Source organism: Embleya sp. NPDC055664, from assembly GCF_053618075.1.
Genome location: NZ_JBSHGZ010000007.1, coordinates 192941 through 212775 on the forward strand (window position 1 = coordinate 192941; position 19835 = coordinate 212775).

Below are 19835 nucleotides of genomic sequence, written 5' to 3' on the forward strand. Positions count from 1 at the left end.
CTCCGTTGCAGGGGACTGGTGAGACAGTCCGGAACACTAGGGGTCCGGCCGGACACGCGCAGCGGGGATTCCCCTTACACCGGTCGAATGTGAGCGGAATAACGGGCATAAAGCGCTATTCACAGGTGGCACGGATTACTTTCGTGCCCCGAGACACAGTACGAAGCGGTCCTGCGCGGGATCCGAGACCAGCGCGATCGGATCGCCCGGCAGCGAATCGCAGACGTCGGTGTCCGTCGTGCCCTGGACCCGTTCGACCACGATGAAGCGGGCCTGCGGGTCCTCGCACGGGACCGGGTCCGCGTCGATGCTCGTCCTGTCCCGCAGGCAGTCGCCCTCGTGGATGCGGATCCCGTCGGCGTCGTTCTTGTGCACGTACCACCAGCCCCCGGCGGCCGTCCCGCCGCCGATCAGCAGCACCGCCAGGGTCGCGATCAGCGCCGCACGGCCGCGTCGCGGGCGTTCGGCCGCCCGCCGACTCGCGCGCCCGTCGACCTGCGGCCGGCGGACCACCGGGACGTGCGGGACGGCCGGCTCGCGGGCGGCGAACTCGTGCCCGTGCGGCGGAGTGTTCTCGGTCCATGCCGGTCTGTACGGCAAAGGATTGTTTTCACCCGGACCGGCGTCGTTGGACATGGAGTATCTCCAGAGGTGCCGAAAATCGCTGGATGTGCAGATTAGAACCTCGGCCTCGTCATTGCACTACCCGCGGGTAATTTCTTGGAGATGTGCGGCGGATCAAATGCCTTTCCCGGTCATGAAAGGGACATCATGGCCGGTCGTTGCCCGCCGGTGAGCCCTCGATGATCACCGGAGGGTGGCGGCGCGACGCCAGGCCGTACAGGACTCCGGTCAGCGCGTACACCCCGGCGACCCCGAGCAGCACTGCCGGGGACCGACCGTCGTCGGGCAGCCCGAGCGCGGCGACCGCGGCGGCGCCGACGAACGCGACGTTGAAGAGCACGTCGTAGACGGAGAACACCCGACCCCGGTAAGCGTCGTCGACGGTGCTCTGCACGATCGTGTCCACCCCGATCTTGGCGCCCTGCGAGGTCACCCCGAGCAGGAAGGCGCCCACCACCATCGGCGCGAACAGGAACGGCAGCCCGAGCGCCGCCTGGCACACCGCCCCGGCCAGCGCGCACGCGCCGATCCAGGCCGGGACACCGATCCGCGCGGTGACCCCCGGCGTGATCACGGCCGCCACGAAGAAGCCGAGCGCGGACACGCTCACCGTGATCCCGAAGGTCGCGAGCCCGCCGTCGGTGTCGCTCGGATCGTTGAACGTGTTGCGGCACAGCAGCACCGTCATCACGGTCAGCACGCCGTAGCAGAACCGCATCGCGGTGATCGCGGCCAACGCGTGCGCCGGCGCCCGACGCCGCCACACGTGCACCGCCCCCTCGCGCAGCCCCCGGGCCACCGAGCGCAGCGCCTCGCGCACATCCGGCAACACCCGGTCGGGATCGGGCCCGAGCAGATCGCTCGGCATCGTCGCGGCGACCGCCGCCGAGCCCAGGTACAGCAGGCCCGACACCACGATCACCAGCGCGGTGGCCCCCGACCCCTCGGCCAGGAGCGCGTGTACGAGCACCGCGGCCCCGCCGCCGACCGCCGCCGCCACGGTGCCGGCCGTGGGCGACACCGAGTTCGCCGTCACCAGCCGCTCGGCCGGCACCACACGCGGCAGTGACGCGGACAACCCGGCGAGCACGAACCGATTCACCGACAGCACCACCAGGGCCGCCGCGTAGAAGACCGGATCGGGCACCCCGATCAGCACCAGCGCGGCCGTCACCGCCACCAGCACCGCGCGCAGCAGATTGCACCGCACCAGGACCTGCCGCCGCCGCCACCGGTCGAGCAGCACCCCGGTGAACGGCCCCACCAGCGAATACGGCAGCAGCAGCACGGCGAACGCGGTCGCGATCGCCGCGGCCGAGGTCTGCTTCTCCGGCGAGAAGAACGCCTGCCCCGCGATCGCGACCTGGAAGGCGCCGTCGGACAGCTGCGAGGTCAGCCGGGTGGCGAAGAGCCGACGGAAGTCGCGCAGCTTCAACAACGAGCGCAGATCACGGATGAGGGCCACGGCGCCCACCGTAGCCGGCGGCGGGCGCCGCACCCGAAACGGGCACCGCCGCGCCCGGGTACGCCGAAGGCCCGGCCCCTGGAGGGGAGCCGGGCCCTGGGTCGCTCGAACGCACCGCGGGGGCGCGGGCCGAGCGGAGCGGGTCAGCGCTCGATGTCGCCCTTGATGAAGGACTCGACGGCGTTGCGGGCCTCGTCGTCGAAGTACTGCACCGGCGGCGACTTCATGAAGTAGGAGGACGCCGACAGGATCGGGCCACCGATGCCGCGGTCCTTGGCGATCTTCGCGGCGCGCACGGCGTCGATGATGACACCGGCCGAGTTCGGCGAGTCCCAGACCTCGAGCTTGTACTCCAGGTTCAGCGGCACGTCGCCGAAGGCGCGACCCTCGAGGCGCACGTACGCCCACTTGCGGTCGTCGAGCCACGCGACGAAGTCGGACGGGCCGATGTGCACGTTGTCCGAGCCGAGGTCGCGGTCCACCTGCGAGGTGACCGACTGCGTCTTGGAGATCTTCTTCGACTCCAGGCGCTCGCGCTCCAACATGTTCTTGAAGTCCATGTTGCCGCCGACGTTCAGCTGCATGGTGCGCTCGAGCAGGACACCGCGGTCCTCGAAGAGCTTCGCCATCACGCGGTGCGTGATCGTGGCGCCCACCTGCGACTTGATGTCGTCGCCGACGATCGGCACGCCCGCCTCGGTGAACTTGTCCGCCCACTCCTTGGTGCCGGCGATGAAGACCGGGAGGGCGTTGACGAACGCGACCTTGGCGTCGATGGCGCACTGGGCGTAGAACTTCGCCGCGTCCTCGGAGCCCACCGGGAGGTAGCAGACGAGGACGTCGACGGCCTGGTCCTTGAGGACCTTGACCACGTCGACGGGGGCGTCGGTCGACTCCTCGATGGTCTCGCGGTAGTACTTGCCGAGACCGTCCAGGGTGTGCCCACGCTGCACGGTGACGCCCGACGGCGGCACGTCGCAGATCTTGATCGTGTTGTTCTCGCTGGCACCGATGGCGTCGGAGAGGTCGAAGCCGACCTTCTTGGCGTCCACATCGAAAGCGGCCACGAACTCGACGTCACGCACGTGATACTCGCCGAACTGCACGTGCATCAGGCCGGGGACGCGGCTGTTCGGGTCGGCGTCCTTGTAGTACTCGACGCCCTGCACCAGCGAAGCGGCGCAGTTGCCCACGCCGACGATGGCTACGCGAACCGAACCCATTCCGGTTGCTCCCTGTGATCTCGACGAAGTCGCCACGAACCGGCGACCTCAGTTGTTGGATGCGGACGGGTCCGAGGCCACGTCCTGGGTGGGGGTCCGAAGCCGGTCGGCGTCCTTCGACGGGTCGACCGGGGTTTCGGGGCCGGGGGCGTCCGGAGTCGCTCCGGCGTGCCGCTCGGCGGTGATGAGCTCGTTCAGCCAGCGCACTTCGCGCTCGACCGACTCCAAGCCGTGTCGCTGCAACTCGAGGGTGTAGCCGTCGAGCTTCTCCCGTGTCCGGGTCAGCGACCCGCGCACCCGGTCGAGGCGCTCCTCGAGCCGGCTGCGCCGACCCTCGAGGATACGCATGCGCACCTCGTGGTCGGTTCGACCGAAGAAGGCGAAGTGCACGCCGAAGTTCTCGTCCTCCCAGGCCGAGGGCCCGGACTCGGACAGCAGTTCTTGGAAGTGCTCCTTGCCCTGTGCCGTCAGCTGGTAGACGATCCGGGACCGCTTGCTGCCGGCGAGTGCCGTCACCTCCGGAATCTCCTCCGCGAGCAGACCCCGCTCCAGCAGGGACTTCAGGCACGGATAGAGGGTGCCGTAGGCGATGGCACGGAACGAACCGAGCACGGTGTTGAGCCGCTTGCGCAACTCGTAGCCGTGCATGGGGGAGTCGTGCAGCAGGCCGAGGATCGCGAATTCGAGGACGCCACCGCGCCTGCTCATCGCCTTCCTCCATCCACTGCGGACCGGGCCGGACATGGGCACGGACACGACCGTGGGATACGGTCACAGCCGACCTTCGTCCGGCCGGGGCTCCTGCGCCCCCGGCTCGATGTACCGGCCCGATGTATCGAACCGATACATCGAGACGATAGGTCTCCTTGCCGTGTGGTGGCAAGGCGGCCGCCGGTGACTCGGGTCACAGGCAGGTCACAGTGAGGTCGCGAAAGCGGATCCGCGTAGTCTGTTCCGCCGTGTGGTACCTCAAGCCCCGCTTCCTGCGGAACCGCTTCCCATGCGCTTGCGTCCTGGGGAGCGGAGAGCCACGACCCGTGCGTCCGACCTCCGCGTCGTACGGCCGAGGAGTAGCGAACGCATGAGTGAACATCGCCGTAGATCACCGCAGCCGCGTCCCGAGGGGCGCGGTGGCTCGCATTCGGGGGGCGCGGGAGGGTCCGGGGGCGGCGGAACGCCACCCGGCGGCTCGTCGTTGCCCGACGGGCCCGGGGAGGGCGACGAGGAACGCCCGCTCTCGCGCATGGAGGCCCGCGCGGCCGCCCGCGCCGGGGGCCGGCGGGCCGCCAACGGCGGGGCGGCCGGCGGCCGATCCCGTTCCGAGGCCGGTCCGCCCCGGAGGAAGCGGTTCATCGACTACCCCAGGTACGGCAAGACCGGCATTCGTCGCTGGTTGCCGTCCATCAAGCAGATCCTGGCGATGATCCTGTTCTTCTTCGCGTCGCTGATGGGGCTCGCGGCCTTGGCGTACGCGATGGTCAAGGTGCCCGACCCGAACGCGAACACGACATACCAGTCGAACATCTACTACTACGCCGACGGCGTCACCGAGATCGGGCGCACCGGGCAGGTCAACCGGCAGAACGTCACGGTGGACCAGATCCCCAAGCACGTGCAGAAGGCCGTGATCGCGGCGGAGAACCGGTCGTTCTACAGCGACTCCGGCGTCTCCCCCAAGGGTCTGCTCCGCGCCGGGGTCACCATGGTCAAGGGCGGTGACACGCAGGGTGGTTCGACGATCACCCAGCAGTACGTCAAGAACACGTACCTGACCCAGGAGCGCACCTTCAAGCGCAAGTTCAGCGAGATCTTCATCGCGCTGAAGGTCGACCGGCAGATGCGCAAGGACGACATCCTCGTCGGCTACCTCAACACCGCCTTCTACGGCCGCAACGCGTACGGCATCCAGGCCGCCGCGCAGGCCTACTACGGCAAGAACGTCGGCGACCTGAACGTGGCCGAGGGCGCCTACCTGGCCACCCTGCTCAACGCGCCGGGCATCTACGACGTGATCGAGTTCCCGGGCCAGCTGGACAAGGTCAAGGGCCGCTGGGCGTACGCGCTGGACGGCATGGTCAAGGAGGGCTGGCTGACCAAGGCCGAGCGCGAGACGCTCCAGTTCCCGATGCCGATCAAGCCCAAGCCGGCCGCGAACAAGGCCGGTCAGGCCGGTTACCTGATGAAGGTGACCGACCAGTACCTCAAGGCCAACAACGTGATACCCGAGGCGAATCTGGCCCGGGGCGGCTACAAGATCGTCACCACGTTCGAAAAGCCCAAGCAGGACGCGGCGGTCGCGGCGGTCAAGGACCAGCTGACCTCCGAGCTCAAGCCGGACAAGAACGAGGCGGACCGCTACATCCGCACCGGCCTGGCCTCGGTGGTCCCCGGCGACGGAGCGGTGGTCGCGCTGTACGGCGGTCCGGACTTCGTCCAGCAGGAGTACAACGACGCGGTCCGGCGCGACATCCAGGCGGGTTCGACGTTCAAGCTGTTCGTGCTCGCGGCGGCACTGCGTAACGGCGGAGCCGACGGGAAACCCATCGGTCCGGACAGCACGTACAACGGTGACAGCAAGATTCCGATCAAGTTGCGCAACGGGCAGGTCTTCAAGGACGACAAGACCAACAAGGAGTACTTGGCCCCGAACGAGGGGGACGTGAACTACGGGCCCATCCCGATCACCAGGGCCATGGAGAAGTCGGTGAACACCGTCTTCCTCCAACTCGCCGCCGACGTCGGGCCGGAGAACGTGAAGAAGGCCGCCATCGACGCCGGACTGCCGCCGGATCTCGGTTCGTTCGAGCCGACCCCGACGATGGCGCTCGGTGTCGCGCCGCCGAGTGCGCTGGACATGGCCGAGGCCTACGCCACGTTCGCGGCACGCGGTCTGCACGCCGATCCGTACTTCGTCAAGGACGTCACCCACGACGGCTCGAAGGTCGAACTGCCCAAGCGCGAGCCGAAGCAACTGTTCGACAAGAATGTCGCGGACACCGTCAACCAGGTCATGCAGCGGGTCGTGGACAACCCGCCGCTCAACGACGGCACCGGCCGCGCGGCCAAGGCGCTGGGTCGGCCCGTGGCCGGCAAGACCGGTACCACCGACGGCAACAACTCCGCGTGGTTCGTGGGATACACGCCGAACCTGGCCACCTCGGTGGCGCTGTTCCGGGAGGACCCGAATACCCACGCCCGCCTGTCGCTCAAGGGATTGGGCGGTCGCGACTCCGTGCACGGTGGTGACATCCCCACGCTGGTGTGGACCGCGTACATGAAGGGCGCGATGCAGGGGATGCCCAACGCCGACTTCGCGGTGCCGGGCGAGAAGTTCGAGGACCGGGACCGGGTGACCATCCCGCCCACGACCGCGCCGCCGACCACCAAGGCGCCCAGCACCCCGCCGCCGACGACCAGCGCACCGCCGACCACGCCGCCGGCGACGACGACCGCGCCCGGAGGCGGCTCGCACGGCAGCAGTGGTGATCCCGGAGGGGGCGGGAACACCGGCAAACCGACGAACACCGGCAAACCGACGAACACCGAACCCGGCGGCCCCGGCGGCCCCGGCGGCGGTCCGGGCGGTCCTCGGGGTGGGGCCAACGGCTTCATCATCGGCGGCCGGGGCGGCGGCTGACCGACCCGGCCGACGTGCCGGACGCCGAGAACTCGGCGACGCTTCCGGCCAGGGCCTAGCCTTACGCGTGCCCCATCGCACCGGCGGTGGGGCACGCGTTGTCGTTATCCGGCCGGCGAGGGCAGCCTCCTCGTGGAGCGCGAGAGGATGGGCGCCATGACGCCGACATCGACCGAACCCGTCCTGCCGAGCCTCGACGACCCGGTGGTCCGGGCGGGCAGCGAGGTCGTCGGCGGCCCGGCCGGGCGCCGGATCCGATTCGTGGGCAACCGCTGGTGGAGCCCCGTGCGGGTGCTCGTCCTGCTCGCGGTGGCCTGCTTCGCGCTCGGGATCGTGCAGAAGAAGCCCTGCTACGACGGCGGTTGGTTCGCCGGCAGCACGCAGTACTCGCACGCCTGCTACAGCGACATGCCGCACCTGTACGTCAACCGTGGTCTCGCGGACGGGAAGCTCCCGTACTTCCAGGAGACCGGCGACAAGGACATGAAGTTCCTGGAGTATCCGGTGATCACCGGCGGGGTGATGGCCTTCGCGGGCACCCTGGCCCGGGCCGCCGGGGACCTCACCGACGGCGATCTGCGGGACGAACAGCTGTGGTTCGTCATGATCAACGCGTTGATCATGATGGCCTGCGCGGTGGTCACCGTGATCGCGGTCAAGGGCACGTCGGGACGCCGCCCCTGGGACGCCGCGATGGTGGCGTGCGCGCCGGCGCTGGCGCTCAACGGGTTGATCAACTGGGACCTGGTCGCGGTCGCGCTGACCGCGGTGGCCATGTGGTCGTGGGCGCGGCGCAACGTGGTGGTCGCCGGCGTGCTGATCGGCCTGGCGACCGCGGCGAAGCTGTATCCCGTGCTGCTGCTCGCGCCGCTGTTCCTGCTGTGTCTGCGCTCGGGACGACTGGTCGCGTTCGCCAAGACGGCCGCCGCGGCGCTGGTGTCCTGGCTGGTGGTCAACCTGCCGGTGATGCTCGACTTCGACGGCGGGTTGCACATCCGCGAGGGCTGGAAGTTGTTCTACACGTTCAGCCAGGACCGACCCGCCGACTACGGATCGATCTGGCTGATCATCCAGCAGCGCGACGGCAAGACCCTGGAGGGCCTGAACACCTACGTCACGCTGAGCCTGGTGCTGTGCTGCCTCGCGATCGCCGCGCTGGTGATGTTCGCGCCGCGCCGGCCGCGCTTCGCGCAGGTGGCGTTCCTGATCGTGGCCGCGTTCATCCTGACCAACAAGGTCTACTCGCCGCAGTACGTGTTGTGGCTGATCCCGCTGGTGGTGTTGGCCCGACCGCGCTGGCGCGACTTCCTGATCTGGCAGGCCTGCGAGGTGACGTACTTCCTGGGGGTGTGGATGTACATCGCCTCGTTCTCCGGCAAGGGCCTGTCGCAGAACGCGTACCACGTGGTGATCCTGCTGCACCTGCTCGGCACCGCGTACATCTGCCTGGTGGTGGCGCGCGACATCCTGCGCCCGGAGCGGGACCCGGTGCGCGCGGACGGCAGCGACGACCCCTCGGGGGGTGTGCTGGACCGGGCGCCCGACGTGTTCGTGCCCGGCGCGATCCCGGCGCGGGCGAGCCACTGAGCGACGGCGCGACGGGGAGCCGACGAGACGACGAACGGCCTCGGGGCGGCGGTGGGATCGCCGCCCCGAGGCCGTTCGGCTTTGTCGGGTCCTTCGGGTCCTTCGAGTCCCGCCGGGTCAGCGGATCGCGATCCGGTCGAAGTGCGTCGTGGTGTGCCGCAGCGCCGCCTCCAGCTCGTCGCCGGGCTTGGGCGGGGCCACGTCGTTGGCCAGGAACAGCAGGCTGACCTGCATGTGCGGCGGCTCGGCGAACCAGCGCTGCTTGCCCGCCCAGGTGAACGGGGACAACGAGCGGTTGACGGTGGCCAGCCCGGCGCGCGCGACGCCCTTGGCCCTCGGCATCACCCCGCGCACCGTCTTGGGCGCCTCCAGGCCGACCCCCTGCGCGGTGCCGCCGCTGACCACGACCAGGTGCCCGTCGCTCGGCGCCTTGCGCTGGCGGTAGCCGAACCGCTCGCCGCGGGCGATCCGCACCACGTCGAGCACCGTGCCCCGACTGGCCAGCGCGTCGTGGTCGCCCAGCCACAGGTCGGTGCCGATCCGCGGCCGGAACTCGGTGTCCGGGTACCGCTCGCGCAGCACCCCCAACTCGGCCGCGGTCAGGTGGCTGACGTACATCGTCCGCACCGGCAGGCGCGCCGCGCGCAGCCGCTCCACCCAGCCCACCACCTCGGCGACCGGGTCGTAGCCGTCCGGGTGGTCCAGCGGCAGGTGCAGCGAGAAGCCCTCCAGGCGGACGTCGTCCATCCCGGTGCGGAGCTTGACCAACTCCTCCTCGGTGACCCCGTCGCGCTTCATCGTCGTCATGCACGCGACCACGATCCGGCAGCCCACCAGGTCCCGCGCGGCCTGCACGGAGGAGACCGTGCGGATGGTGCGATCCGGCAGCGGCACCGCCTCCTCGCCGCGCAGATACGGCGTGAGCACCAGGACCTTGCCGTCGAAGTAGTCCTTGACCAACGCGGCCTCGTAGGTGGTCCCCACGGCCACGGTGTCCACGCACATCCGGGTGGCCTCCTCGGCCAGCCTCGGATTGGTGAACCCGTACCCGTTGCCCTTCATCACCGGCACCAGGCCGGGGAACGTGTCGCGGACCTCGTCCTGGTGCTTGCGCCACCGGGCGGCATCGACGTAGAGCGTGAGCGACATGGGCGTTTCGGGGCCTTCCGGGTGTGGGGCGTGCCTTGGGGACGCGGGGCGAAGGCGGAGCACGCGACGTGGGCCGCGTCGCGGTGATCACGGGCGGCCGGCGACTCGGGGTGTCGCCGGCCGAGCGTCAGCGGCGCGACATGTACATGTCGAGTGCCTTGTGCAGCATCTTGTTGAGCGGGAAGTCCCACTCGCCGAGGTATTCGACGGCCTGGCCGCCGGTGCCGAGCTTGAACTGGATCAGCCCGAAGAGGTGGTCGTTTTCGTCCAGGGTGTCACTGATGCCTCGCAGGTCGTAGGCCGAGGCGCCCAGCGCGTACGCGTCCCGCAACATCCGCCACTGGATCGCGTTCGAGGGCCGGACCTCGCGCTTGTGGTTGGCGGACGCGCCGTACGAGTACCAGACGTGGTCGCCCACGGTGACCATCGTGGTGGAGGCCAGCACCTCCCCCTCGTGCTTGGCCAGGTACAGCCGCATGCGCTCGGGGTCCTCGGCGTTGAGCGCCTTCCACATGCCCTGGAAGTAGGCCAGCGGGCGCGGGGTGAAGTGGTCGCGCACGGCGGTGACCTTGTAGACCTCGTGGAACACCGGCAGGTCGTCGTAGCCGCCCTGGACCACGTCGACGCCGGCCTTCGTGGCCTTCTTGATGTTGCGCCGCCACAGCTGGTTGAAGCCCGCGTGCACGTCGTCGAGGCTGCGCCGGACCAGCGGCACCTGGAAGACGTAGCGCGGCTGCACGTCGCCGAAGCCGGCCCCGCCCGAGGCGTCCTGCTGCCAGCCCAGGCCGCGCAGTTGCCGCTCCAGCTCGGAGCCGCGCTCGTCGGTCCAGTCGGGGGTCAGGTCGCGCAGCCGGTTCGCCGACTTGGCCGCGATCGCCTTCTTGATCGTCTCCGCCTCCCAGCGGGCGATCACCACGGGCGGGCCCATCTTGACCGAGAACGAGCCCCGGCTCTTCAGGTGCGCGAGCATCGGGTCGAGCCATCGCCGCAGGTCGCCGTCGAACCAGTCGATGACCGGGCCCTCGGGCATGTAGGCGAGGTAACGCTTTATCTTCGGCAACTGCCGGTACAACACGAGTGCCGCGCCCACGACGGCGCCCGACTCGTCGATCCAACCGATGCTCTCGGATCGCCACTCACTCTTCACCGCACCCCAGGAGGGGCACTGAAGAAAGCTCACCGAGGGCCTGCCCTTGATGAAGGCCAGGTGCTCCTCGGCGGTGAGCGTCCTCAGGCGCAAAGACATGTAAGAGCTCCTCGATATCGGTTCGGCCGTGACAGAGGTTACTGCGCCTGCGGGCGCCATGGATCGTGTCGGGCGTCGCAGGCGGGACGGTACGGGGGCGATGCGGACCTTCACCGGCGAAGCGGGCGCCCGGATCCGCCGCGCGCGACGGGGTCGGAATCCGCGAGCGGCCCGCCGGATCCCGGTCCGGCGGGCCGCTTCGTGCGGGCGGTGCGGCGGGTCAGTACAGGCCGCCGTGGAACATGTTCATGAACAGTGCGACGGCCGAGACGCCGAGCGCGAGCACGGTGACCACCCGCTCCTCCGTGGTCGCCGAGAACATCTGGCTGATCAGGCCGGTCACCACACCGGCCAGCGCGGTCCACGCGCCCAGGACGTGCATGCCCTTGAAGAACGCGCAGATGCCGGCCACCAGCGCGAACAGCACGACAGCGGCGACCAGCGCGTTCTCGCGCGGATGGGCACGGCCGTCGGAGTTGAGGGTCAGCCGGGGCCGGTGCGCCCCGGCGGGCGCCGCGGGCGCGGCGGACGCTGTGCGGCGGATCGTATGTGCCATCGCACACCTCCGGTGAGTGACTGCGGGACGGACCAATTTGTCCATATATCCATCCCCTGGCGTGAGCGCCGTCATGCTCGGATTTCGAGACTGTCTGCCGGTCCGGGTACGCTGTACCGTCCGCTGCACTCTCGGCACCCCCTGAGCGTTTCGCCCAGGGGGCCGCCTTGGCGTGGCGGCGATTACGCAAGCCCTCCTGCCACGGAGATCCCGTGGCCGACTCAGTCCACAGGAGGTGGGTGTTCACATGCGTAGCTACGAACTCATGGTCATCCTCGACGCGGACCTCGAAGAGCGCGCGGTCACGCCGCTGCTCGAGCAGTTCCTCAATGTCATCCGCAACGACGGTGGCAAGGTCGAGAAGATCGACACGTGGGGCCGTCGTCGGCTCTCGTACGAGATCAAGAAGAAGTCCGAGGGCATCTACGCCGTCGTGGACCTGGCCGCGGAGCCCGCGACCGTCAAGGAACTCGACCGTCAGATGAACCTCAACGAGTCGGTGCTGCGGACCAAGGTCCTGCGTCCCGACCAGCGCTAGTCCGAGCTCGCGCACCACCAACCGCACCGCACGACGAAACGCAGCACTGCGCTGAAATCAGCGAAGGGGTCAGCATGGCAGGCGAGACCATCATCACTGTTGTCGGGAACCTGACTGCCGACCCGGAACTGCGCTTCACGCCCAGCGGTGCCGCCGTCGCGAACTTCACCGTGGCGTCCACGCCGCGCACGTTCGACCGTCAGACGAACGAGTGGAAGGACGGCGAAGCGCTGTTCCTCCGCTGTTCGGCCTGGAAGCAGCTGGCCGAGAACGTGGCGGAATCCCTCCAGCGCGGCACGGGCGTCATCGTCCAGGGCCGGCTGAAGCAGCGGTCCTACGAGACCAAAGAGGGTGAGAAGCGCACCGTCGTGGAGCTCGAGGTCGACGAGATCGGCCCGACCCTGAAGTGGGCGACCGCCAAGGTCACCAAGGCGAGCCGCGGAGGCGGCGGCCAGGGTGGCTACGGCGGCGGTCAGCAGGGTGGCGGCTACGGCGGTCAGCAGGGCGGCGGTCAGCAGGGAGGCGGCGGCTACGGCGGTCGTCCCCAGCAGGGCGGTGGCGCACCCGCCGACGACCCGTGGGCCACTCCCGCAGGGGGCGGCCAGCAGCAGGGCGGCGGCGGCGCGGGGGGCTGGGGTCCCCCGCCGGGCGGCTACTCGGACGAACCCCCCTTCTAGGCCGGAGACGGCACAAGGGGCGGGTCGCGACCCGAGCTGAAGACTTCTGAAACGATCTGGAGAGCACAATGGCGAAGGCGCCTGCGCGCAAGCCTAAGAAGAAGGTCTGCGTGTTCTGCAAGGAGAAGATCTCCTATGTGGACTACAAGGACACCAACCTGCTGCGGAAGTTCATTTCCGACCGTGGCAAGATCCGCGCTCGTCGCGTGACCGGTAACTGCACGCAGCACCAGCGTGACGTCGCCGTGGCCGTCAAGAACAGCCGCGAGATGGCGCTGCTGCCGTACACCAGCACTGCTCGCTGAGAAAGGGTGATCTTGTCATGAAGCTCATCCTCACCCACGAGGTGACCGGTCTCGGTGAGCCCGGCGACATCATCGAGGTCAAGGACGGCTACGGCCGCAACTACCTCATCCCGCGCGGCTACGCGATCCGCTGGAGCCGCGGCGGGGAGAAGGACGTGGCGGCCATCCGTCGCGCCCGCAAGGTTCGCGAGATCCGCACGCTCGACCAGGCCACCGAGGTCAAGGGTCGGCTCGCGGGTCTCAAGGTGACGCTCCAGACGCGCGCCGGCGACACGGGCCGCCTGTTCGGCTCGGTCACCGTCGCGGACGTCGTCGCGGCCATCAAGGCCGCCGGCGGTCCGGACATCGACAAGCGGCGCGTCGAGATCGGTACTCCGATCAAGACCGTCGGGTCGCACCGCATCACGGTTCGCCTCCACCAGGAGGTGTCGGCCGCGCTCGACCTCGACGTCGTGCCCGCCTGACCCGAATCACCCGAACGGCCCGATCCCCTTGCGGGATCGGGCCGTTCGGCGTTTTCCGAGTACCGAATGAGTAGTGGTACTCATGTCGCGCCCGCCCCCCGAGGCCCAGTCTGGACGTACACGCCGGGTGGGCCGGCGAGGCAAAGGGGCGGGCGGTCATGGCCAGATTCATCCGACAGTGGTTGCTGCGCGTGGTCAGCTTCGCGCTGACCGGGCTGTATCAGCTCTACCGGGTCCATCCCGTGGTGTGGCGCTGGACCGCCACCCACTATCGGCCGTGGATGCAGCGGTTCGCCCGTCGACACGCGTGGATGACCTGCCAGTTCGCCGCGCTCGACGTGCCCGCCTACCGCGACTTCCTGCGCCGGCACCGGTGGCGCTTCCGTTGGTTCGACCTCGCGTCGTATCCGGAGACGTCCAAGGAGAACTACGTCAAGGCGTATCCCGAGGACAGCCGCTGTTGGCTGGGCGCCCTGGAGGTGGCCGGGACGGTGGTGGACGAGTCGTCGGGCTCCTCGGGGACGCCGCACAACTGGCTGCGCTCGCGCCGCGAACTCAAGTCGGTGCACCGCAACGTGGCCGGCTACACGTCGATGGTCTTCCCCCGGCGCAAGTTGTTCGTGATCAACGCCTACTCGATGGGCGCGTGGGCGACCGGCACCAACACCGGAATCGCGATGGCGCGGGTGGCGATGGTGAAGAACACCGGCCCCGACATCGACAAGATCGTGGACACGCTGCGCCACTTCGGGCCGCGCTTCACCTACCTGGTCACCGCGTACCCGCCGTTCCTCAAGCACCTGCGCGACCGGCTGGACGCGGACGGCTTCGACTGGACCCGGCACCGGATGTACGGCTTCGTCGGCGGCGAGGGCATGACCGAGGCGCTGCGCGACTACCTGGAGGAGCGCTTCGTCAAGGTGCGCTCCGGCTACGGCGCCTCCGACCTGACCATAGGGATGGCCGGCGAGAGCGACGCGACGGTGTGGCTGCGCAAGCGGCTGCTGACCGACGAGCGGCTGCGCACCCGGATGCTGGGGCCGGACGAGGGCCGGGTGCCGATGGTGTTCCAGTACAACCCGCTGGAGACCTACCTGGAGACCAACGCCGAGGACGAGGTGATCTGCACGATCAACTCGACCGCGGTGATGAGTCCGAAGGTGCGCTACAACATCGGCGACGAGGGCCGGTTGCTGACCTTCCCGGAGGTCGAGGAGATGATCCGGCCGGACCGCGAGGCGTGGGCCGACTGGGAGCGTGCGGCGCGGGTGGAGGGCATGCGGCTGCCGCTGCTGCTGCTGTTCGGCCGCAAGGACAGCACGATCTCCTACATGGGCGCGAACATCTATCCGCAGGACGTCGAGTACGGGCTCTACCGGGACAACCCGATGGCGGCGCACCTGGAGGGGTTCTGCCTGACCGTCGACGAGTACGCCGACCTGGAGAGCCGTCCGGTGGTCAACCTGCAACTGCGCGACGGGACTTCGCTGGACGAGGCGGATCGGGAAAAGCTCGCCCTGGTGTGCCGGGAGGGCGTGGTGCGGCATCTGGCCCGGGTCAGCCGGGACTTCGCGCAGTCGCTCGCGGAGGATCCGACCGCGGCCGATGTACGGGTGCTGGTCCACGACTTCCGGACCGGGCCGTTCCTGCGCGGCACCACCCGGATCAAGAACGTCTATCTCGTGGAAGGGGAGCAGCGATGAGGACCACCGATTTCTCGGCGGCGCCGCCGCAGGCGCGCGGTGAGGCGATGTTCATCGGGGCCACGCACTACAGCGGTCTGCGTTCGCTGCTCTCGCTGGCCCGGCCATGGTTGCGGATGGTGCGCACGATGAAGCGCATGGACGGCTACCGCTGGCACAAGGTCTATCTGCAGGGGCCGTTCACGCTGGGCACCATCGCGGTGTTCGCCGACCGTGAGGCGCTGCTGCGGTTCGCCCGTACGACCGCGCACCGCGATCTGATGTGCTGGATGACCGATCGGGGCGATCGTAACGGCACGGCGGGGTTCATCCGGCTCTTCGACGCGCAGCCCGGCGGGTACAGCAACGGCGAGTGGCGGGCCGAGGGGCGCGAGATGGCGCACATCGAGGAGTTCACCCCGATCGGCCGCGAGGAGAGCGGCCCGCCGGTGCACCGGAAGGCGAAGAGGCCGTGACGCTCACCGTGGAGCGGGTGGGGTCCCGGCGCGCGCTGCGCGACTTCTGCGCGTTGCCGATGCGGCTGCACCCGAGGGACCGCTATGTGCCGGTGCCGCGCGATCAGGTGCGGCGGTGGGCGCGGGCCGGGATCGAGCTGTATCTGGTGCGCGATCGGGCCGGACGGGTGGTGGGGCGCACCTGTACGCACACCGAGGCGCGGTTCGACGCCAAGTTGGGCGGGCGCCATCAGCTGTTCGGGCTCACCGAGTTCGCCGAGGATCCGGCGGTGTTCGCCCGGCTGGTGGAGCTGATCGAGGAGCGGGCCGTGCGGGCGGGGGCGCAGACCCTGTTCGGGCCCGTGGCGCTGTTGCCGAACCAGACCGGCGGGGTGATCACGTCGGGGTTCACCGAGCGGGGCTTCGTGGACTCGGCGTGGAATCCGGCGCGGTATCCGGAGACCTACGAACGGGCCGGATTCGCCCGGCGGTTCTCGGCGTCGACGTGGATCTGTCCGGGGTTGGCCGAGCGAGTGGACGATCCGGCGGCGACGTATGTGTTCGACGACGCGCGGATCGACGCCGAGCAACTGGTGATCCGGCGTGGGTCGCGGCGACGGTTGGCCGAGCAACTGCCGATCCTGCACACGATGTTGAACGCGAGTTTTGCGCAGCTGGGCTACTACACGCCGATCGTCATGGACGAACTGCGGGCGCAGACCGAGGGGTTGGCGTATCTGCTGGACGAGTCGCTGCTGCTCTGGCTGGAGCGGGCCGGCGAGCCGGTCGCGTTCACCCTCGCGGTGCCGGACATCTCGGAGTTCCTGATCCGAATCCGCGGCGATCTGCACTTGGGCAACCAGCTGCGGCTGCTGGCGACCCGGGGGCGGTATCGCCGGGAGGCGGTGTTGATCATCAAGGGCACGGTGCCCGAGGCCCAAGGGCGCGGCTATCTCACCCTGCTCGCGCGGGAGCAGTATCGGGCGCTGCGGGCGGGCGGCTACGACACGTTGCGCAGCACGTGGGTCGAGGACGACAACAAGGCGTCGGCGGCGCAGTACCGCCGGATCGGCGGGCGGGAGCTGCACGGGCACACCTTCTACGCGAAGCCGGTCGGGAGCGCCCGATGAGCACCGAACTCGCGGATCTGCTCCGGCTGGCCGGGCGGGCGCCGAGCGCGCACAACACCCAGCCGTGGACGGTGGCGCCGAGCGGCGCCCTGGGCTACGCGTTGTCCTGGGATCCGGCGCGGGCGTTGCCGGTCGGTGATCCCGGGCGGCGGGACCTGTTCCTGGGGCTGGGGGCGTTCGTGGAGGCGTTCTCGATCGCCTCGGCGGCGCTGGGTGTGCCGTTGCGGGTGGAGTACGCGGGGGTGCCGGAGCGGGAGCGGGGGGTGGTGGCCCGGTTCGTCCGGGCGGACGAGTGTTATCGCACGCCGTTCACGGCGGCGGAGCTGACCGGGCGGCGCAGTGCGCGGGGGGCGTACGAGCCGGGGGTGCTGCCGGACGCGGTGTTCGCGGAGGCGGTGGGCGCGTTCGCCGGGTCGGCGGGTTTGTGGCGGGGTGGGACCCGGGCGTTGGCGCCGCTGCTCGACGAGGCGGATCGGTGGATGTTCGGGGATCCGGCGCTGGTCGGCGAGTTGCGCCGGTGGTTGCGGCTGCGGGCGGGGCGGGAGTCGGCGCGGGACGGGTTGACCGGGCCGGCGTTGGCGTTGTCCGGGGTGGAGGCGCGGGCGCTGCACGCGGTGTTGCGCCCGGGGGTGTATCGGGTGTTGCGGCCGGTGGGGTTGGCGCGGGCGCTGGCGGCGTCCTCGCGGGGGGTGTTGCGCTACGACGGGAGTGTGCTGGTGGTGACCGCGCCGGTCGCGCCCGGAGATCCGGCCGAGCTGCTGGAGCCGGGGCGGGGGTTGTTCCGGTGTTGGTTGACGTTGGCCCGGCACGGCTACGCGACGCATCCGCTCAGCCAGCTGATCGACTGCGCGCGGACGGCCGAGGAGGTGGCGGGCCTGGTGGGGGCGGTGCCGTTGGCGGTGTTCCGGGTGGGGCGGCCGGTGGGCGAGCCGGTGCGGTCGGCGCGGTTGACGGACTGAGGGGGTGGGACGGACGGGTTCGGGCAAGGGTCGGGGCGGGTGGTGAAAGCGCTCGAAAGAGTGGTCGGGTCGGCTTGCTTGATACCCATAGGGGGTATAGCTTCGTGGTCGTGGAGCCGACGATGGTCTCCGCGTCGAGGAAAGGACCACCGTCATGAGCACCGCCACCTTCACCGTCAGTGGGATGACCTGCGGTCACTGCGTGTCCTCCGTCACCGAGGAGGTCTCCGAGGTGGCGGGCGTGACCGATGTCGTGGTCGAACTGGCCTCGGGTCTGGTCACCGTGACGTCGGCGCAGCCGGTGGACCCCGACGCGGTGCGCGCGGCGGTCGTCGAGGCGGGCTACGAGGTCGTCGGCGCGTGAGGCGAGGCCGTCCCGTCGGTCGCGCCGGCGGGACGGCGGGTTCGCCTTCGGGGATCGGCGCGGGCGCGCTCAGCGGCGGCCGGTCACCAGCCACGCGTCGGTGCGGACCCGATGGCCGAGCAGGATCACCCGGGCGAGCATGAAGGTGCCGATCGCCCACCACCACATCGCGATCAGGCCGCCGCCGAGGGCCAGCACCGTGCCCAGGGCCGCACAGAACGCGGCCAGCACGAGGGGCATGGTGAGTGCGAGGTAGCGCCCGTCGCCCGCGCCGATCAGCACCCCGTCCAGGACGAACACCGCGGCGGCCACCGGCTGGAGCGCGGCGACCGCGAGCAGCGCGCCGGCCAACAGGTGACGCACCGCCGGGTCGGCCGTGAACAGCGGGATGTACAGCGGACGCGCCGCGACCACCACGATCGCGAACAGCGCCCCCGTCCACACCCCCCACACCAGCATCCGGCGCGTGGCGGCGCGGGCGCCGGTCGCGTCGCCCGCGCCCAGGGCCCGGCCGACGATCGCCTGGGCGGCGATCGCGAGGGCGTCGAGGGCGAAGGCGAGGAAGGTCCACACCTGCCAGGCGACCTGGTGGGTGGCGATCGAGGTGTCGCCCATCCGGGTCGCCGCCACGGTGGCGCCGATCAGGATCGCGCGCAGGCTGACGGTGCGCACGAACAGCGGTGCGCCGGCGCCGGCCGACGCACGGATGCCGGCGAGGTCGGGGCGCAGCGAGGCGCCGTGCCGACGGGCGCCGCGCACGACGGTGACGAGGTAGACCGCGGCCATGCCGCTCTGGGCGATCACCGTGCCCCACGCGGATCCGGCGATCCCCCAGTGCAGGCCGTACACGAAGCCGAGGTTGAGCAGCAGGTTGGCGGTGAAGCCGAGGACCGCCACCAGGAGCGGGGTGCGGGTGTCCTGGAGGCCGCGCAGCACGCCGGTGGCGGCCAGCACGATCAGCATCGCCGGCACGCCGAGCGAGCCGATCCGCAGGTAGGTCACCGCGTGCGGGGTCGCGCTGTCGGAGGCGCCGAAGGCGGCGACGATCCACGGGGCGGTGACCAGGCCGACCACCGTCAGCGCGAGGCCGAGCAGCGCGGCGAGCCAGACGCCGTCCAGGCCCTGGCGGATCGCGGCGCGCGGGTCGCCGGCGCCGAGCAGCCGGGCGACGGCGGCGGTGGTCGCGTAGGCGAGGAACACGCACAGGTTGACCAGGGTGGTCAGCATCGCGCCCGCGACGCCGAGCCCGGCCAGTTGCGGGGTGCCCAGGCGGCCGACGATCGCCGAGTCGACGAGCACGAACAGCGGCTCGGCGACGAGGGCGAAGAACGCGGGGATGGCCAGGCGCAGGATGTCGCGGTCGTGCGTCCGGGGCCGGGGGGCGGGGGTGGGCGCGGTGTCGGGTCGTGGATCGAGCGGCTGTGGATCGAGTGACTGTGGATCGGTCGCCGGAGGGTTCGTCGGCGAGGAGGGGGTGGACGGCACCCGTCCACGGTAGTCATCCACAGGTAAGGGTCACAATGCCGTTCTGGTCATTACCGGCGAGCGCGGGGCGTACGCGGGTGCACACGTGGGGCGATAGCCGCATGATTCGCCCAACAGTTTTTCACATACACAGCCGGTGGATAGAGAACTCGCAGGTCAAAGCCGGTTTGTGGACATGATTGCGAAGCGTTGACGGCCGACTGCGCACAGCTTGTACACAGCTGGACCCGTCCCTCTCCACAGGTTGTCCACAGTTATCCACAGGCCCTGTGTATGACCGCCTTGGCCG

General features: G+C 69.9%; 19 protein-coding genes. 11 read left to right on the top strand and 8 right to left on the bottom strand.

The features are described 5' to 3' along the window. Positions 1-135 precede the first annotated feature (135 nt). The 4 genes from ACWGR4_RS15190 to ACWGR4_RS15205 all read right to left on the bottom strand — a co-directional run bounded on the left by ACWGR4_RS15190 (position 136) and on the right by ACWGR4_RS15205 (position 4020). Positions 136-636, bottom strand: a complete 501-nt coding sequence (locus ACWGR4_RS15190; RefSeq protein WP_452133006.1) for an LppU/SCO3897 family protein — start codon at positions 634-636, stop codon at positions 136-138. Positions 637-769: 133 nt separating this feature from the next. Then, positions 770-2089, bottom strand: coding sequence for an MFS transporter (locus ACWGR4_RS15195; RefSeq protein WP_452133005.1), 1320 nt, complete (start codon positions 2087-2089; stop codon positions 770-772). A gap of 143 nt (positions 2090-2232) precedes the next feature. Further along, the gene (locus ACWGR4_RS15200; RefSeq protein WP_380003326.1) at positions 2233-3312 is read right to left on the bottom strand and encodes an inositol-3-phosphate synthase; all 1080 of its coding nucleotides are present in this window, start codon (positions 3310-3312) and stop codon (positions 2233-2235) included. Between the two features lie 48 nt (positions 3313-3360). Next, positions 3361-4020 carry a PadR family transcriptional regulator gene (locus tag ACWGR4_RS15205; protein ID WP_380003328.1) on the bottom strand — a complete coding sequence of 220 codons (660 nt, stop codon included), beginning with the start codon at positions 4018-4020 and terminating at the stop codon, positions 3361-3363. Between the two features lie 373 nt (positions 4021-4393). Between ACWGR4_RS15205 and ACWGR4_RS15210 the strand changes: the two genes are divergently transcribed. Then, positions 4394-6949: a transglycosylase domain-containing protein gene (locus tag ACWGR4_RS15210; RefSeq protein WP_452133004.1), complete on the top strand. Its 2556-nt coding sequence runs from the start codon at positions 4394-4396 to the stop codon at positions 6947-6949. A gap of 147 nt (positions 6950-7096) precedes the next feature. After that, the gene (locus ACWGR4_RS15215; RefSeq protein WP_452133003.1) at positions 7097-8536 is read left to right on the top strand and encodes a glycosyltransferase family 87 protein; all 1440 of its coding nucleotides are present in this window, start codon (positions 7097-7099) and stop codon (positions 8534-8536) included. A 117-nt stretch (positions 8537-8653) separates the two neighbouring features. On the opposite strand, the gene ACWGR4_RS15220 is transcribed toward ACWGR4_RS15215, so the two are convergent. From ACWGR4_RS15220 to ACWGR4_RS15230, 3 genes are all read right to left on the bottom strand, one after another. Beyond that, positions 8654-9685: an alanine racemase gene (locus tag ACWGR4_RS15220; protein WP_380003331.1), complete on the bottom strand. Its 1032-nt coding sequence runs from the start codon at positions 9683-9685 to the stop codon at positions 8654-8656. Positions 9686-9812: 127 nt separating this feature from the next. Further along, a complete protein-coding gene (locus ACWGR4_RS15225) occupies positions 9813-10931 on the bottom strand; it encodes a lipid II:glycine glycyltransferase FemX (protein ID WP_078976289.1) in 1119 nt (372 codons plus the stop codon). Positions 10932-11151: 220 nt separating this feature from the next. Then, a complete protein-coding gene (locus tag ACWGR4_RS15230) occupies positions 11152-11487 on the bottom strand; it encodes a hypothetical protein (RefSeq protein ID WP_380003332.1) in 336 nt (111 codons plus the stop codon). A gap of 247 nt (positions 11488-11734) precedes the next feature. Between ACWGR4_RS15230 and rpsF the strand changes: the two genes are divergently transcribed. From rpsF to ACWGR4_RS15275, 9 genes are all read left to right on the top strand, one after another. After that, a complete protein-coding gene (gene rpsF / locus ACWGR4_RS15235; protein ID WP_020557172.1) occupies positions 11735-12025 on the top strand; it encodes a 30S ribosomal protein S6 in 291 nt (96 codons plus the stop codon). Positions 12026-12099: 74 nt separating this feature from the next. After that, positions 12100-12702 carry a single-stranded DNA-binding protein gene (locus tag ACWGR4_RS15240; protein ID WP_078976287.1) on the top strand — a complete coding sequence of 201 codons (603 nt, stop codon included), beginning with the start codon at positions 12100-12102 and terminating at the stop codon, positions 12700-12702. A gap of 68 nt (positions 12703-12770) precedes the next feature. Then, positions 12771-13007: a 30S ribosomal protein S18 gene (gene rpsR / locus ACWGR4_RS15245; RefSeq protein WP_020557174.1), complete on the top strand. Its 237-nt coding sequence runs from the start codon at positions 12771-12773 to the stop codon at positions 13005-13007. A gap of 17 nt (positions 13008-13024) precedes the next feature. Then, on the top strand, positions 13025-13471 hold the full coding sequence (gene rplI, locus ACWGR4_RS15250; RefSeq protein WP_078976286.1) for a 50S ribosomal protein L9: 447 nt from the start codon (positions 13025-13027) through the stop codon (positions 13469-13471). Positions 13472-13629: 158 nt separating this feature from the next. Further along, complete coding sequence (locus ACWGR4_RS15255) at positions 13630-15174, top strand: phenylacetate--CoA ligase family protein (protein ID WP_395795812.1); 1545 nt, start codon at positions 13630-13632, stop codon at positions 15172-15174. Continuing rightward, complete coding sequence (locus tag ACWGR4_RS15260; RefSeq protein WP_452130783.1) at positions 15171-15629, top strand: DUF4188 domain-containing protein; 459 nt, start codon at positions 15171-15173, stop codon at positions 15627-15629. Before ACWGR4_RS15255 ends, ACWGR4_RS15260 begins: the two co-directional genes overlap by 4 nt. After that, complete coding sequence (locus ACWGR4_RS15265) at positions 15626-16738, top strand: hypothetical protein (protein ID WP_452130784.1); 1113 nt, start codon at positions 15626-15628, stop codon at positions 16736-16738. Before ACWGR4_RS15260 ends, ACWGR4_RS15265 begins: the two co-directional genes overlap by 4 nt. Continuing rightward, positions 16735-17697 (top strand): hypothetical protein, encoded by a 963-nt coding sequence (locus ACWGR4_RS15270; protein WP_452130785.1) that lies wholly within the window; start codon positions 16735-16737, stop codon positions 17695-17697. Before ACWGR4_RS15265 ends, ACWGR4_RS15270 begins: the two co-directional genes overlap by 4 nt. 154 nt (positions 17698-17851) lie before the next feature. Further along, positions 17852-18061, top strand: coding sequence for a heavy-metal-associated domain-containing protein (locus ACWGR4_RS15275; protein ID WP_380003338.1), 210 nt, complete (start codon positions 17852-17854; stop codon positions 18059-18061). 69 nt (positions 18062-18130) lie between these two features. Here the strand turns inward: ACWGR4_RS15275 and ACWGR4_RS15280 are convergent, their stop codons facing one another. After that, the gene (locus ACWGR4_RS15280; RefSeq protein ID WP_452130804.1) at positions 18131-19414 is read right to left on the bottom strand and encodes an MATE family efflux transporter; all 1284 of its coding nucleotides are present in this window, start codon (positions 19412-19414) and stop codon (positions 18131-18133) included. Positions 19415-19835 lie beyond the last annotated feature (421 nt).